The sequence below is a fragment of the Fulvimarina fulva genome, from assembly GCF_039652615.1.
In the GTDB taxonomy this organism is placed as follows: domain Bacteria; phylum Pseudomonadota; class Alphaproteobacteria; order Rhizobiales; family Rhizobiaceae; genus Fulvimarina.
This window is the reverse complement of sequence record NZ_JBDJAC010000002.1, coordinates 167,400-180,981: the sequence shown is the minus strand read 5'-3', so window position 1 is coordinate 180,981 and position 13,582 is coordinate 167,400. Positions and strand designations below refer to the sequence as shown.

13 protein-coding genes are annotated in these 13,582 nt (G+C 62.1%); 4 read left to right on the top strand and 9 right to left on the bottom strand.

Annotated features, from left to right (window positions below):
- Positions 1-10 precede the first annotated feature (10 nt).
- Positions 11-3,160, bottom strand: coding sequence for a DNA translocase FtsK (locus ABDX79_RS04425; protein ID WP_346219050.1), 3,150 nt, complete (start codon positions 3,158-3,160; stop codon positions 11-13).
- Positions 3,161-3,504: 344 nt separating this feature from the next.
- Between ABDX79_RS04425 and ABDX79_RS04420 the strand changes: the two genes are divergently transcribed.
- Positions 3,505-3,780 carry a GNAT family N-acetyltransferase gene (locus ABDX79_RS04420; protein WP_346219049.1) on the top strand — a complete coding sequence of 92 codons (276 nt, stop codon included), beginning with the start codon at positions 3,505-3,507 and terminating at the stop codon, positions 3,778-3,780.
- 90 nt (positions 3,781-3,870) lie between these two features.
- Here the strand turns inward: ABDX79_RS04420 and ABDX79_RS04415 are convergent, their stop codons facing one another.
- From ABDX79_RS04415 to ABDX79_RS04405, 3 genes are all read right to left on the bottom strand, one after another.
- The gene (locus tag ABDX79_RS04415; RefSeq protein WP_346219279.1) at positions 3,871-5,232 is read right to left on the bottom strand and encodes an ammonium transporter; all 1,362 of its coding nucleotides are present in this window, start codon (positions 5,230-5,232) and stop codon (positions 3,871-3,873) included.
- A 304-nt stretch (positions 5,233-5,536) separates the two neighbouring features.
- Positions 5,537-6,913, bottom strand: a complete 1,377-nt coding sequence (locus ABDX79_RS04410; protein WP_346219048.1) for an ammonium transporter family protein — start codon at positions 6,911-6,913, stop codon at positions 5,537-5,539.
- Positions 6,914-6,932: 19 nt separating this feature from the next.
- Positions 6,933-7,271 carry a P-II family nitrogen regulator gene (locus tag ABDX79_RS04405; protein WP_346219047.1) on the bottom strand — a complete coding sequence of 113 codons (339 nt, stop codon included), beginning with the start codon at positions 7,269-7,271 and terminating at the stop codon, positions 6,933-6,935.
- Between ABDX79_RS04405 and ABDX79_RS04400 the strand changes: the two genes are divergently transcribed.
- Positions 7,249-7,578: a hypothetical protein gene (locus ABDX79_RS04400; protein WP_346219046.1), complete on the top strand. Its 330-nt coding sequence runs from the start codon at positions 7,249-7,251 to the stop codon at positions 7,576-7,578. The two genes, ABDX79_RS04405 and ABDX79_RS04400, sit on opposite strands and share 23 nt — an antisense overlap.
- Before the next feature lie 9 nt (positions 7,579-7,587).
- Here the strand turns inward: ABDX79_RS04400 and tesB are convergent, their stop codons facing one another.
- The gene (tesB, locus tag ABDX79_RS04395; RefSeq protein WP_346219045.1) at positions 7,588-8,448 is read right to left on the bottom strand and encodes an acyl-CoA thioesterase II; all 861 of its coding nucleotides are present in this window, start codon (positions 8,446-8,448) and stop codon (positions 7,588-7,590) included.
- 140 nt (positions 8,449-8,588) lie between these two features.
- Between tesB and ABDX79_RS04390 the strand changes: the two genes are divergently transcribed.
- On the top strand, positions 8,589-9,851 hold the full coding sequence (locus tag ABDX79_RS04390; RefSeq protein WP_346219044.1) for a ubiquinone biosynthesis hydroxylase: 1,263 nt from the start codon (positions 8,589-8,591) through the stop codon (positions 9,849-9,851).
- Between the two features lie 156 nt (positions 9,852-10,007).
- Positions 10,008-10,166 (top strand): DUF3309 family protein, encoded by a 159-nt coding sequence (locus ABDX79_RS04385; RefSeq protein WP_346219043.1) that lies wholly within the window; start codon positions 10,008-10,010, stop codon positions 10,164-10,166.
- A gap of 91 nt (positions 10,167-10,257) precedes the next feature.
- On the opposite strand, the gene folD is transcribed toward ABDX79_RS04385, so the two are convergent.
- The 4 genes from folD to ABDX79_RS04365 form a co-directional block, all read right to left on the bottom strand.
- Positions 10,258-11,178: a bifunctional methylenetetrahydrofolate dehydrogenase/methenyltetrahydrofolate cyclohydrolase FolD gene (gene folD, locus ABDX79_RS04380; protein WP_346219042.1), complete on the bottom strand. Its 921-nt coding sequence runs from the start codon at positions 11,176-11,178 to the stop codon at positions 10,258-10,260.
- A gap of 245 nt (positions 11,179-11,423) precedes the next feature.
- Entirely contained in the window at positions 11,424-11,894 is a 471-nt protein-coding gene (locus ABDX79_RS04375; RefSeq protein WP_346219041.1) for a DUF2269 family protein, read from the bottom strand.
- 4 nt (positions 11,895-11,898) lie between these two features.
- Positions 11,899-13,140 carry an SDR family oxidoreductase gene (locus ABDX79_RS04370; protein ID WP_346219040.1) on the bottom strand — a complete coding sequence of 414 codons (1,242 nt, stop codon included), beginning with the start codon at positions 13,138-13,140 and terminating at the stop codon, positions 11,899-11,901.
- Positions 13,140-13,532 (bottom strand): hypothetical protein, encoded by a 393-nt coding sequence (locus ABDX79_RS04365; RefSeq protein WP_346219039.1) that lies wholly within the window; start codon positions 13,530-13,532, stop codon positions 13,140-13,142. The genes ABDX79_RS04370 and ABDX79_RS04365 overlap by 1 nt, the downstream gene beginning before the upstream one ends.
- Positions 13,533-13,582 lie beyond the last annotated feature (50 nt).

Below are 13,582 nucleotides of genomic sequence, written 5' to 3'. Positions count from 1 at the left end.
CGCGCCCTCCTCAGAGGTTGTCCTCCTCGGTCGGCACGAGGATCTCGCGCTTGCCGGCATGGTTGGCCGGGCCGACGACGCCCTCGTTCTCCATCTTCTCGATGATCGAGGCGGCGCGGTTGTAGCCGATGGAGAGACGGCGCTGGATGTAGGAGGTGGACGCCTTGCCATCGCGCAGGACCACCGCGACGGCCTGATCGTAGAGATCCGCGCTTTCGTCCAGTTCATCGTCCGCCGCAGGGGCATTCTTGGAGGCGCTGCCGCCGCCCTTGCCGCCCTTGCCGGAGTTGGACTTGCCGTCGTCCTCGTCTTCGTCGTCTTCGAGCACGGCGTCCAGATAGTCCGGCACGCCCTGCGCCTTCAGATGGCTGACGATGCCTTCGACCTCGGCGTCATCGACGAAGGGGCCGTGGACGCGCTGGATACGACCACCACCGGTCATGAACAGCATGTCGCCCATGCCGAGCAACTGCTCGGCGCCGCTCTCGCCCAACATGACGCGCGAATCGATCTTAGAGGTCACCTGGAAGGAGATGCGCGTCGGGAAGTTCGCCTTGATCGTGCCGGTGATGACGTCGGTGGAGGGCCGCTGGGTCGCCATGATGACGTGGATGCCGGCGGCACGAGCCATCTGCGCGAGACGCTGGACGGCGCCTTCGATTTCCTTGCCCGCGACCATCATCAGATCGGCCATTTCGTCGATGATGACGACGATGTAGGGAAGGGGCTGCAGGTTGAACTCTTCGGTCTCGAAGATCGGTTCGCCCGAATCCCGGTCGAAGCCGGTCTGCACGGTGCGAGACAGGACCTCGCCCTTGGCCTGCGCCGCGCGGACGCGCTGGTTGAAGCCGTCGATATTGCGAACGCCGACCTTCGCCATCTTTCGATAGCGGTCCTCCATCTCGCGCACGGTCCATTTAAGGGCGACGACCGCCTTCTTCGGGTCCGTGACGACAGGGGAGAGAAGATGCGGAATGCCGTCATAGATCGACAGTTCCAGCATCTTCGGATCGATCATGATCAGGCGGCATTCGGCCGGCGAATGCCGATAGAGAAGCGAGGAGATCATGGTGTTGATCGCAACCGACTTGCCCGAGCCGGTTGTGCCGGCAACGAGCAGATGCGGCATCTTCGCAAGATCGGCGATGACGGGCTCGCCGCCGATGGTCTTGCCGAGTGCGACGGGCAGCCGGCCCTTGTGCTGGGCGAAGGTCGGCGAATCGATCATCTCGCGGAAATAGACGGTCTCCCGCTTTGGGTTCGGCAGTTCGATACCGATGGCGTTCTTGCCCGGAATGACGGCGACGCGGGCTGCGATCGCGCTCATCGAACGGGCGATATCGTCGGCAAGGCCGATGACGCGGCTCGACTTGATGCCGGGAGCCGGCTCCAGCTCATAGAGCGTAACGACCGGGCCCGGCCGCACTTCCATGATCTCGCCCTTAACGCCGAAGTCCTGAAGGACGCTTTCCAGAAGACGCGCATTGTCGGCAAGCGCTGCTTCGGAGAGCGTCTCGTCCAGATAGGGGGCGGGCGGCGGCGTCAGATACTCGACCGACGGAAGCTCAAAGGTTTCTGGATCGGGCAATTCGAGCTTCGGTTGCATGGCGAGTGCCTTGCCAGAGCCGCTGCGCATCTGCGCCTGCTGGCCGGTGATCGTGCGGGTCTGGGGCACGGCGCGTGCGGCAGGCAGATCCTGCGATGATGGCGAGACCGGCGCATGAGCGCGCGGCATCTGCCGCTGCTGATGTTCTGCCGCAGCGGGTTGTGTCGGTTGCGGTGCGGCTGGGGCCGCGTCGAAACCCGGTTCCTGGCGCGGTGCCTGAGGCGCTTCGGCCCTCGGGCGGCGGCCCGGAAAGGCGACGATATTGCCTGGCAGAAGGCCGCGCCATCCGCCCTCTGCGGGCTGAGGCGCCGGTTCCTGCTGCGGTTCGATCTCAGCCTGCGGGGCCGCCTGGTAGCCGTCGTCATAGCCCTCGAAGTTCGGATCTGCCGCTTCGTTCGGGTCATTCGAGCGATACCAGGCATGGTTCGCGAAGGGGTCGTCTTCGGCAGGTGCCTGGGCCGGTGTCTCGAAGGGCGCGTCGAAGCGACCTGTCACTTGCGGCAGGCCATAGGGATCGGCAGCCGGTTGCGGTTGCGGAGCCGGGGCCTGACGGCTCGCCATCGCTGGCTGGGCATAGTCGTCCTCGTCGACCTGATCGGCGAACGGATCGACATAGGCGGTGGCCTGTCCCTGGCCGGGCATGCGGATCGAGACGCCGCGACGCGCGACCTCCGGTTCGTGAGGCGGCTGCACCGCCGGCATTTCCGGCGGGATCGGGGCGAGCTGCGGCTCTGCGCGGCCAAGCAGCGAGGGATCGCGGACAAGCGGCGCGGGCGCGGCGGGGTCGGTCCATTCGTCGAACCGATCGCCGAATTCTCTCCGGCGCTCGGCGCGCTGCGCGCGAACCCGGTCGATGGCCGAGCGCGCGGAGAAGACGACATGGGCGAGCGCGCCCATCGCGAGAGCGAACTTGCCCTCTTGGCCGTCGAGTTCGTCATGCGCTGTGCGCTGTGCAGGCGCGCGGTGCTGAGCAGGCGCCGGAGCCGGGCGGGTGCCGTTCTTCAAGTCCCACAGACCGGAGCCGCCAAGGAAGAGCCGGGCACCTGGCACGACCGTCAGAAGACCGACCAGAACCGCGAAGACGCCGGAGGGATAGCCACCGAAGAAGAGCGCCGGAACCTTGAGAACGATGTCGCCGAGAACGCCGCCAAGACCGATGGGAAGCGGCCAGCTAGCGCTTTCGGGCAAGCAGCCGAGGGCCGCGCAGACGAGTGCGATGCCGGCGACAGCAAGCCAGCCCTTGCGTGCCAGCCGATCGAGCGGCCGCCCGATGACGTAGAAGACGCCCCAGATAAGCGGCCACAGGACGATGAGCGCCGCGCCGAGGCCGAGGACCTGCATCAGGAGATCGGCGGTGATTGCGCCGGAAGCGCCGGCCGCGTTCTCGATCACCTGCCGGTTGGCCTGGCTCCAGGAGGGATCGGCAACGTTCCAGGTCGCGATGGACGTGGCGAAGAAGCCCGCTAGGCCGATCATTGCCAGTCCCGCGCCCAGTTCGGCCTGTCGCTTGAAATTCATACGCTTGCCGTTTGCGCCATCCGCCGTGATCGTCATTTCGCCGCCCGTTTTGAGGTGGAACCAAAGTCTGTACGCCGCGCCTCCTGTGAGGTGCGGACGTGTCCTCCACACATTAGGTCCGGGCTGGTTAAGCGGCCTTTAAGCTTAAGGCCCCGTTACCGTTTCGCGCATGCAAAATGGTCGAGGCTGGACTGGGCGTGAGACGGTATCGCGCTGTTTCAGCCCGCTGCGGTATCAAAGCACTGGCGGTCTACAAGCGGCTTCTAGATCCGGTGTCGCAGAGCGATGAGCGAATTTCGTAAGAGACGAATACACCCCGGGGGGAACAAGCCGGCGCGCCGGCAAGTTCGCCCCAAAAGCAAGCAAAGAGGCAAAAGACGATGGAAATCGAGCATCAGGCGCGAGACGATGGCGGGCGGTTCACCACCGCCGGCGGCGCATCCGAACTGACTTACATGCGGCGCGACAGCGACACTGTGGTCTTCGATCACACTTTCGTGCCGCCGGAAGAGCGCAGCCAGGGAATTGCGGCGGAACTCGTCAAGGCCGGTGTCGCCTGGGCACGACAGGAGAATCTGAAGATCGTGCCGCAATGCCCTTACGTTGCGGTATTGTTTCAGCGCAATCCCGACGACTATGCGGACGTTGCGGCCTGACTGATCCAACGAGCGGCCTTGCAGCTCTCTCAACGGAAAAGAGGCGCCGTTTCGGGCGCCTCTCGTCTTTTTCTCTGATCGGCCGATCGATCAGGAATGATAGGCGACTTCGCCGTGATAGGTGAGGTCGAGACCCTGCCTCTCGTCGTCCTGTGACGGACGCAGTCCGATCGTCAGATCGACGATCTTGTAGGCGATGATCGAGACGACGCCGCTCCACACGATGGTGACAAGAACACCGACGACCTGGGCCCAGACCTGCGAGGACATGGTCACCCCTTCGCCATAGCCGATGCCGCCAAGGGCGCTCGAGGTGAAGATGCCGGTTCCGATGGCGCCGATGATGCCACCCATACCGTGGATGCCGAAGACATCCAGGCTGTCGTCGTATTTCAGCTTGTTCTTCACCACCGCGACGAAGAAGTAGCAGATGGCGCTGGCGATCGCGCCGAGGACGATCGCACCGACCGGGCCGATCGTGCCGCAGGCCGGTGTCACGGCGACGAGACCAGCGACGATACCCGAAGCGCCGCCCAGCATCGAGGCCTTGCCGCGGGTCGCAGCTTCGAGGGCGCACCAGGCAATGAGTGCGCCTGCGGTCGCGGTGAAGGTGTTGATCATCGCGAGCACTGCGGCCGCCGTCGACTCAAGGTTTGATCCGGCATTGAAGCCGAACCAGCCGACCCAGAGGATCGCCGCGCCGACCATGGTGAGCGTCATCGAATGGGGCGCCATGTTATCGCGGCCGAGACCGAGGCGTTTGCCGACCATGAAGGCACCGACGAGTGCCGCGATACCGGCATTGATGTGCACCACGGTGCCGCCTGCGAAATCGATCGCGGCAATGCCACCCGAGAGGGCTCCCGTGAAGATCAGGCCGGAAGCGTCCCAGACCATGTGCGCGATCGGATAATAGGAGAATGTCGTCCAGAGGAGGACGAAGGCGATGACGGCGGAGAATTTGATCCGTTCCGCAAATCCACCGACGATCAGGGCCGGCGTGATGATGGCGAACGTCATCTGGAAGGCGATGAAGAGATATTCCGGTATCTCGACACCTTCCGAGAAGGTGGCTGCCGTCGAGTCGACCGTAACGCCGGCGAGGAAGAGCTTTCCAAGGCCGCCCCAAAAATAGCTCGTGCTACCGCCGAATGCGAACGAGTAGCCGTAGACCACCCAGGCGATGATCATGACCCCGGAGATCATCGTGCACTGCATGAGCACCGAGAGCATGTTCTTGGCGCGCACGAGGCCGCCATAAAAAAGCGCGAGGCCCGGCATGGTCATGAAGAGCACGAGTAGGGTGGCCGTCATCATCCAGGCGACATCGCCCTTGTTGACCGCCGCGATCGCGGCGCCTTCCAGGCCGGCACCGCCAGTCGCCGCCGTTTCCTGCGCGTAGACCGCGGATGTCTGGAGGACTGCGGCAAGCGCCGCCGATGCCGCAGCCATCGGCCGCAAGATACTGTGTCTGGTCACGTCGGACGCCCCTCTCGCGATTGGCTGTCAGCGCCGGATAAGGTGCGCTGCAGCATTCGAGAATGTTGGAATCAAGCAGCGTGCCAATTGATGAGGCCTTATAGAAAAGGCGGATTTTCAGGGGGCGCGATCTCTCGCTGATTAAATAATAAGCAAAAGACCATAAAGTAATCAGATTTCCTGAGGCTCTCCTGTAGCGTAACAAGACGAAAAAGGCCCGCCGTGAGGCGAGCCCTTTTCCGGCCCCAGGGGGACCGATTGTTTACGAAGTCGCCGATCAGCGCTGGCCGGAGGCGAATTCCGGATAGGCTTCGACACCAACCTCGGCCCGGTCGAGGCCAAGAGCCTCTTCCTCTGCCGAGACGCGCAGGCCCATGACCGCCTTGATGATCGCGAAGACGACAAGGCTTACGACGAAGGTGAAGACACCGTAGGCGACGATACCGATGAGCTGCGTTCCGTAGCTCGCATCGCTGTTGGTCGCCGGGACGATGATCGTTCCCCAGATACCTGCAACGAGGTGAACCGGAATCGCGCCGACGACGTCGTCGATCTTCAGCTTGTCCAGCAGCGGAACCATGAAGACCACGATGACACCGCCGACACCGCCGATGAGGATTGCCTGCCACGCGGTCGGGGCGAGAGGCTCCGCCGTGATCGAGACGAGACCGGCGAGCGCGCCGTTGAGAACCATCGTCACGTCGACGCGGCGATAGATGGCCTGAAGCAGGATCATCGTCACCACGACACCGCCGGCTGCCGCGAGGTTGGTGTTGGCGAAGATACGGCTGATATCCGTGACGTCGGAGATCGTACCCATTGCAAGCTGCGAGGCGCCGTTAAAGCCGAACCAGCCGAGCCAGAGGATGAACGTGCCGAGGGTTGCGAGCGGGATCGAGGAACCCGGCATCGGAACGCCCGTGCCGTCCTTGGCGAAGCGACCCGTCCGCGAACCAAGCAGAAGCACGCCAGCAAGGGCTGCCCAGCCGCCGACGGAGTGAACGAGCGTCGAACCGGCGAAGTCCGAGAAGCCCATTTCCGAGAGCCAGCCGCCGCCCCACTGCCAGGAACCGGCGATCGGGTAGATGAAGCCCGTCAGGACGATGACGAAGACCATGAACGAGCCGAGCTTGATGCGCTCTGCGAGCGTACCCGAAACGATCGAAGCGGCGGTTGCGACGAACACCATCTGGAAGAACCAGTCGGACGCCGTCGAATAGCCGGTGGACAGCGCGTCGCCGCCAACGGCATCGAAGGAATAGGGTGCGAGCGTGCCGATATACCCGCCGTCGACGCCGGTATACATGAGGCTATAGCCGCAGGCCCAGTACATGATGCCGGCCGTTGCGTAGAGTGCGACGTTCTTCAGGCACTGCATCGATACGTTCTTGGAACGCACGAGGCCGGCTTCGAGCATGGCGAAGCCTGCCGCCATCCACATGACGAGGAAGCCGCCGATGAGGAAGAGAAGCGTGTTGAAGATATAGGCAACCTGGTCGCTCGGTGCGCCGCCCGAGGCGGCTGCATCAGTCGCCGGGGCGGCCGTCGTCGCTGCCGCGTCGGCGGCAGGTGCCGCAGCGTCTTGCGCGTAGGCTGCCGTGGCCGTGAGGCCAGCGGCGAGCGCCGAATAGAAGATAAGATTCTTCAGTTTCATGTGTCGTCCCCTCTCAGCCTCAAAGCGCGCTGGAATCGGTTTCGCCGGTCCGGATGCGGACCGCCTGCTCGATTCCGTAGACGAAGATCTTGCCGTCACCGATCTGACCGGTCTTGGCGGCGCTCTGGATCGCTTCGATCGTCTTGTCGACGGACTCGTTGCCGACGACGACTTCGACCTTCAGCTTGGGAAGAAAGCTGACCGCGTATTCGGTGCCACGGTAGATTTCCGTGTGCCCCTTCTGACGCCCGTAACCTTTGACTTCGGTGACGGTCAGCCCCTGGATCCCGACGCCGGTGAGCGCTTCGCGCACCTCGTCGAGTTTGAATGGCTTGATGATCGCCATTACGATTTTCATGTTCACCTCGAACCTGTCGCGGCGGCTCCAGCCGCGGGTGTTGAGCCAAGAATGCGCCGCAGCATTGGTGCGGCGACTGCTCAACGAAGATTCAAGCTTCGTGCCAAACGGGTTCTCGGGCCTCGAAATTCCCTGTGGGACGGGTGTTCGGTCCGGCAAAAATCTTCAGCACCGGCCTCGAAAAGCCGTTGCCTACGAATTGTGCGATATTGCGTTGCACACTATGATGAAAAAGTGTGCAGATCCGCGCCGCCATCATGGTGGCGACTGGCCGCAGCCCCTTTACCGGGCGATTTTTACTGAATGAGGCGGTAAATCAGCGCGTTCGCGGCCGGATAAGCCCCTCCTGGGCAACCGAGGCAACAAGGTTTCCGTCCCGGGTATAGAGGCTGCCCCGGGTCAGGCCGCGCCCACCGGAGGAGGACGGGCTGTCCTGCGCATAAAGCAGCCAGTCCGAGACGTGGAACGGCCGATGAAACCACATGGAGTGATCTAGGCTTGCCGCCTGAACACGCTCGTTGAACACCGAAAGTCCATGGGCGAACAGAGACGTATCGAGCAGCGTCATGTCCGAAAGATAGGCGAGGACGGCGGCGTTGAGGTTCGTGTCGTCGCCAACCTCGCCACTGCACCGGACCCAGATGCGCTGGATCGGTTCGAGCTTGTTCTCGGTGAGATAGTGATCGAGCATGATCGGCCGGAATTCGATGGGGCGCGGGCGCAGCCAGTATTGTTTCACCGCCGGCGGTGCATGTTCGAGGATCTGTTCCTTCAGCGCTTCGCCGTGAGGAATATCGTCCGGGCCGGGCACGTCGGGCATATCGATCTGGTGGTCGAATCCCTCCTCCAGCACCTGAAAGGACGCCGACAGGAGAAAGATCGCGCGGCCATGCTGGATTGCGACCACGCGCCGTGTGGTGAACGAGCTACCGTCGCGGATGCGATCGACATCGTAGATGATGGGGGCCGAAGGGTCGCCACCGCGCAGGAAATAGCTATGCAGCGAATGGCAGAATCGGTCGGCGGGCACCGTGCGCTGAGCTGCGACGAGCGCTTGCGCCACCACCTGTCCGCCAAAGACGCGTTGCCAGGTCTGGTCGGCACTGACGCCGCGAAACAGATTTTCCTCGATTTTTTCCAGGTCGAGAATATCCAGAAGCTTAGATACGGCTTTCATGCAAGGCTCACTTCTCTCGTGCGGGCGCCGTGCGGCGATTGAGCCTTTGGAAGCTCTGGTGCTAGGCGCTGAGCAAACCATATGCTTCGAAAAGAGTTCGTCCATGGCGAACAGGAGCTGGAGACGGAGGAAAGCTGACGATGGCCGAAACGACCGAGACATCTGCCGCTGGAGCGGAACCCGGCGAACGCGCCGATATCCTGATTGCGGGTGCGGGCTATGTCGGCCTTACGCTGGCCGTCGCCATCAAGTCGGCGGAGCCGTCCTTGGACGTGCGCCTTGTCGACATCGCGCCGGACGGCGTGTGGAGGAAGGACGAGCGGGCTTCCGCCATTGCAGCTGCGGCCATTCGCATGCTCGACCAGCTGGATATCTGGGCATCGGTGAAGGACGAGGCCCAGCCGATCACCGAGATGATCGTGACTGATTCCAGGACCAATGACGTCGTGCGCCCGGTTTTTCTCACCTTCGGCGGCGAGGCCGAGCCCGGCGAGCCATTTGCGCATATGCTGAGCAATCAGGTGCTGAACGGTGCCCTGCGCGACAAGGCGGCTGAGATTGGCGTGACAATCGAGCAGGGGGTTGGTGTTTCTGCCGTTCATCCGAAATCGGCCCGCGTCGATATCGACCTGACGGACGGCCGCAGGCTGGCTGCCCGGCTGCTCGTCGCCTGTGACGGCGTCAACTCGAAGATCCGGACCATGGCCGGCATCCAGACCATCCGGAAGGAATACGATCAGGCGGGCATCGTCGCGACGGTTTCCCACGAGCGCCCGCACGGGGGGCGCGCGGAAGAGCATTTCCTGCCTTCCGGCCCGTTCGCCATCCTGCCCCTCAAGGGCAATCGGTCGTCCCTCGTCTGGACCGAAAGCACGCGCAAAGCGCAAGATCTCGTCGACGGCGACGAGATGGTGTTCGAGCTGGAGCTCGAACAGCGCTTTGGCCACAAACTCGGTGCGATCAGTCTCGAAGGTGGGCGCAAGGCCTTTCCGCTGAGCCTGACGCTTGCCCGCAGCTTCGTGAAGCCACGGATCGCCCTGTGCGGCGATGCGGCCCACGGCATTCACCCGATTGCGGGGCAGGGGCTCAATCTCGGCTTCAAGGATGCGGCCGCGCTGGCTCAGACGATCGTGGAAGCCGAACGCGGCGGGCTCGATATCGGCGCGATCGATGTTCTGGAAGAGTACCAGCGCTGGCGGCGCTTCGACACGGTGCAGATGGGCGTGACGACAGACATTCTCAACCGGCTCTTCTCCAATGACAGCAGCCTCATGCGCTCGGTCCGCTCCTTCGGCCTGTCGCTGGTCGACCGCGCACCGCCGCTCAAGGAGTTCTTCATCTCCCAGGCTGCCGGCCTGACCAAGGGGCCGTCACCGCGCCTTCTGCAAGGTGAGCCGATCTGATCTCCCACACCTCTGTCAGCCGCCGGAGACGATCTGGCGATTGCGGTTCTTGGAAGAGAACGTTAGGAAGCGTGTCGAACCCAAGGGCCGAAACGCCTGCGCCGCTATTCAAGCTGCGAACGAGGCCTACTGAACGCATATCGGAGCCATAGACGCATGACGCTCGGCGGATTTTTCTTTCTTGCTCTCCTGATTATCCTGGTCGTCGTGCTGCCGATCTGGCCTTATTCGCGTCGTTTCACGATCGGCCCGACGATGATTGTCGGCCTGCTTCTCGTTTTGGTGCTGACGCTGATTCTCATCGGCATCCTGTAGGAACGCGATAATCGACTGATTCAAAGCAAAACGGGCATCCATCGGATGCCCGTTTTGCTCTGGCTTTACGGCTTGCGCCGAATCGCGCGCGTCAGAACTTCGGCGCTTGCCTGCCAGCAGAGCGATAGGCCGAGCGAAGCGTGTTCGCCATCAGCATGCCGATGGTCATCGGGCCGACGCCGCCCGGCACCGGGGTAATGGCCTTGGCTTTTCTTGCGGCTTCGTCATAGGCGACATCGCCCACGAGCCTGGTTTTCGGCGAGCCGTCTTCCTGCGTGCCCTTTTCAGGCGCATCGATCCGGTTGATCCCGACATCGACGACCACCGCCCCTTCTTTCACGTAATCGCCGGTTACCATTTCCGGCCTGCCGACGGCCGCCACCAGAATATCCGCATTGGCGCAGACGGCGGCGAGGTTCTTCGTGCGTGAATGGGCGATCGTCACCGTCGCATTGGCTGCGAGCAAAAGCTGCGCCATCGGCTTGCCGACGATGTTCGAGCGGCCGACGATGACGGCGTTGAGCCCCGAAAGATCGTCTCCCAGAACGTCGCGGATCATCACCATGCAGCCGGCCGGCGTGCAGGGCACGAAGGCTTCGTCCGCAGCGCCGGTCGCGATCCGCCCGACATTGATGAGGTGGAAGCCGTCGACATCCTTGTCGGCATCGATCGCCTGGATGACCTTGCCCTCGTCGATCTGCTTCGGCAGAGGCAGCTGCACGAGAATCCCGTGGATCGTATCGTCCTTGTTCAGATCTTCGACGATCTTCAGGAGATCGGCCTCGCTCGTATCCTCGGGCAGTTCATGCTTGACCGACTTGAAACCGCATTCCTCGGCGCGCTTGGCCTTCGAGCCGACATAGACCTGGCTCGCCGGATCGGACCCGACGATGACGACCGCAAGCCCAGGTTGGACACCGGTTTCATCTTTCAGCGCCTTGGTTTGCGCTGTGACCTCTTCGATGATCGACTTGGATCGCGCCTTGCCGTCCATGATCGTTGGATCGCTCATGAGCCTTCTTCCTCCCGAATACGATGCGCGGCGCCCACCACTCTCATTCGAATAAGGGGAACGATAGGCAATGGGCAAGGAAAGGCGGGAAAGCCGGAAAGCCCGATCGGGTGGAAAACGCTGGCCGGATGGGGTGCTTTGTCTGAATCGGCGGGGCAGCAACGTTCGATTTTGCGATTGGCCGCCTTCTTCACACATTGGGGATGCGAGGGCGGCCTATCGACGCCATTTCTGCTTTGAGTTGATCAGCCAAGCGGCTTCTGGATCATCAGGTGGAAGATGACCAGAACGGCGCCGAAGGCCGGCCATCCGAGGGCAAACCAGCAGCGGAAAAGCCGATGATAGTCGGGTGGTAGGGGCGTGCCTTTTTCTGCGGCTTGAGCCGCTAGATCTCGCATACGGAGCTGAAGCCAAACGACCGGTAACCAACAGGCGCCTGCGAGGGCATAAAGCAGGATCGACATCCAGAGCCATCGGTCCCAAATGCTGTAACCCATATAGATTGCCATCGTCGCGCCAGTGAGGGGCTGGATGATGACGGCTGGGGTTGTAAAAAACCAGTCGGCCTTGACGACATTGCGCGCAACGAGAGCGATTCCTCTCACCTCACCACTGCGATGGGCCGAAAGCATCTGGAAGGCAGTGCCGAGACCGGTTCCGAAGATCACGGTCGCGCCAATCAGGTGGACGTATTTGATCCAAAGATAGCTTTCCATTACGTCACCGCTTGGGAAGTTGAACAAAAAGAAGCGTCGCCATGAAAATTGGGACATTCTTCAGGAGTTGGCCGAGCGGATCGGCCCAGGCCGCAGGCACGAGAAAGGTGGCCAAGATCGAATAGAAGAGGATGGTGAGCGCCTGAGCCGCGGCCGCAAGCCTGCGTGTGCGCCGGATGAAAGCAAAAAGCCCCAGTCCGATGTCGAGCACCGCGCCACCCAGTACGAGGCTCGACGCAAACCGTCCCTTGACCTCCGCTTGCAAAAGAAGAGCGCGTCCATCCTCGATATTTGCGATCGACATCACGCCGGTGACGATCCAGAAGAGTGCGAGCGCGTACCACAATCCCTCTAGCCATGGGGCTAATACCGCCGTCGCTCTATCGGCAAAGATTGCCGGATGGCGGGCAAGCCCGGCGGAGAGACCGACGGGGCGTGTGTTTGTGAGGCGCAGAAGGTCGGTCGCATCTCCATCCGCGCCTCTCATGAGCATCGTGTGCATGTCATCATTCACGAAGGGTAGGCGAAGCAGTGATGCGAAGCGTACGACCGAGCCTAGCGGCAGCCTGAGACCGGGCCGGTGTCCGACCATCAGCCAGCAAGCGAGCGCGTCGATATAGTCGTTGATGTCGATTTGATCCGGCCCAACTGCGTCGACGGATCGCGGTAATGGCTCATCGCTCTCCAGAAGATCGACGATCGCTGCGGCAAGATCGTTCACCTGAAGCGGGCGAATAGGGCCGCTATCGAACCGCAATCGTATGGGAAAGGCCGCGATTGCTGCGAGGAAGTGCATGCTCGCTCCACCTGGTCCGTAAACCAGCGATGGACGGACAACAGTCCAACCGGGAAGCTTTCTTTCATGGACGGCATCTTCGCCGTGCGCTTTCGTGCGAAGAAAATCCGTCGATGAATCGGGGCTTGTTCCGAGCGCCGAAACGAGCACGAGACGGGTGATGCCAGCCTTTTCGGCAGCGTCGGCGATCCGATGCGGAATCTCCCGGTGAGATTCGGCCATACCGGACGGGTCTATCGTACCGATTGCGACGACAACGGCATCCAGGCCATTCAATGTGGTGGGCCAGTTGCCACCGGCTGCTTGAACCGGTGTTACACCGATTGATCGGATTTGCGCGAGTTGCACTTGATTTCTGCCGAATGCCCGAACGCGATGACCACGCGCAATAAGCTGTCTGGTGACTTCTCTTCCGATGAAGCCCGTCGCGCCAACCACACCGACTTCCATCACACCGCCTCCCGATCCAGAGGCCGTTTGAACTGGCGCTCACGTTCGTCTTGCCTTGCGTCGAACAGGCGGCTGCTGGGTTGCCAAAGGCAGACACCGAGAATGGCCAATGCCGACATCAGGGCGCCTGTCGACCAGAAGATGCAGTTTTGAAGAAACAGCGGATCACCGTTTACGAACGATCCCGTCGTTGTCGCAACACTCACTGCAAGGACCGGCGCCAGCATGATCATGACTCCAGCATAGACGGTCCATAAACGTCCACGCTCTTCGCTTCCGCAGAGATCGACGATGACCCTCAAGAGCGGACGGTAGAGGATCGCGATTATAGTTCCCGCGCAGGCGAACGAGATGGATAGGGCGATGAGGTATTGAAGCGTGGCAGTAGGCATTCATGGTCCTTCGGTAGTTTCTGTAAAAACAGAAATTCTTGATCGGAACG

Excerpts from the sequence above, each read along its gene's own strand:
- ABDX79_RS04425 (WP_346219050.1), bottom strand. The coding sequence starts at position 3,160 with ATGACGATCACGGCGGATGGCGCAAACGGCAAGCGTATGAATTTCAAG.
- ABDX79_RS04420 (WP_346219049.1), top strand. The coding sequence starts at position 3,505 with ATGGAAATCGAGCATCAGGCGCGAGACGATGGCGGGCGGTTCACCACC.
- ABDX79_RS04415 (WP_346219279.1), bottom strand. The coding sequence starts at position 5,232 with ATGGCTGCGGCATCGGCGGCGCTTGCCGCAGTCCTCCAGACATCCGCG.
- ABDX79_RS04410 (WP_346219048.1), bottom strand. The coding sequence starts at position 6,913 with ATGAAACTGAAGAATCTTATCTTCTATTCGGCGCTCGCCGCTGGCCTC.
- ABDX79_RS04400 (WP_346219046.1), top strand. The coding sequence starts at position 7,249 with ATGATCGCCATTACGATTTTCATGTTCACCTCGAACCTGTCGCGGCGG.
- ABDX79_RS04405 (WP_346219047.1), bottom strand. The coding sequence starts at position 7,271 with ATGAAAATCGTAATGGCGATCATCAAGCCATTCAAACTCGACGAGGTG.
- tesB (WP_346219045.1), bottom strand. The coding sequence starts at position 8,448 with ATGAAAGCCGTATCTAAGCTTCTGGATATTCTCGACCTGGAAAAAATC.
- ABDX79_RS04390 (WP_346219044.1), top strand. The coding sequence starts at position 8,589 with ATGGCCGAAACGACCGAGACATCTGCCGCTGGAGCGGAACCCGGCGAA.
- ABDX79_RS04385 (WP_346219043.1), top strand. The coding sequence starts at position 10,008 with ATGACGCTCGGCGGATTTTTCTTTCTTGCTCTCCTGATTATCCTGGTC.
- folD (WP_346219042.1), bottom strand. The coding sequence starts at position 11,178 with ATGAGCGATCCAACGATCATGGACGGCAAGGCGCGATCCAAGTCGATC.
- ABDX79_RS04375 (WP_346219041.1), bottom strand. The coding sequence starts at position 11,894 with ATGGAAAGCTATCTTTGGATCAAATACGTCCACCTGATTGGCGCGACC.
- ABDX79_RS04370 (WP_346219040.1), bottom strand. The coding sequence starts at position 13,140 with ATGGAAGTCGGTGTGGTTGGCGCGACGGGCTTCATCGGAAGAGAAGTC.
- ABDX79_RS04365 (WP_346219039.1), bottom strand. The coding sequence starts at position 13,532 with ATGCCTACTGCCACGCTTCAATACCTCATCGCCCTATCCATCTCGTTC.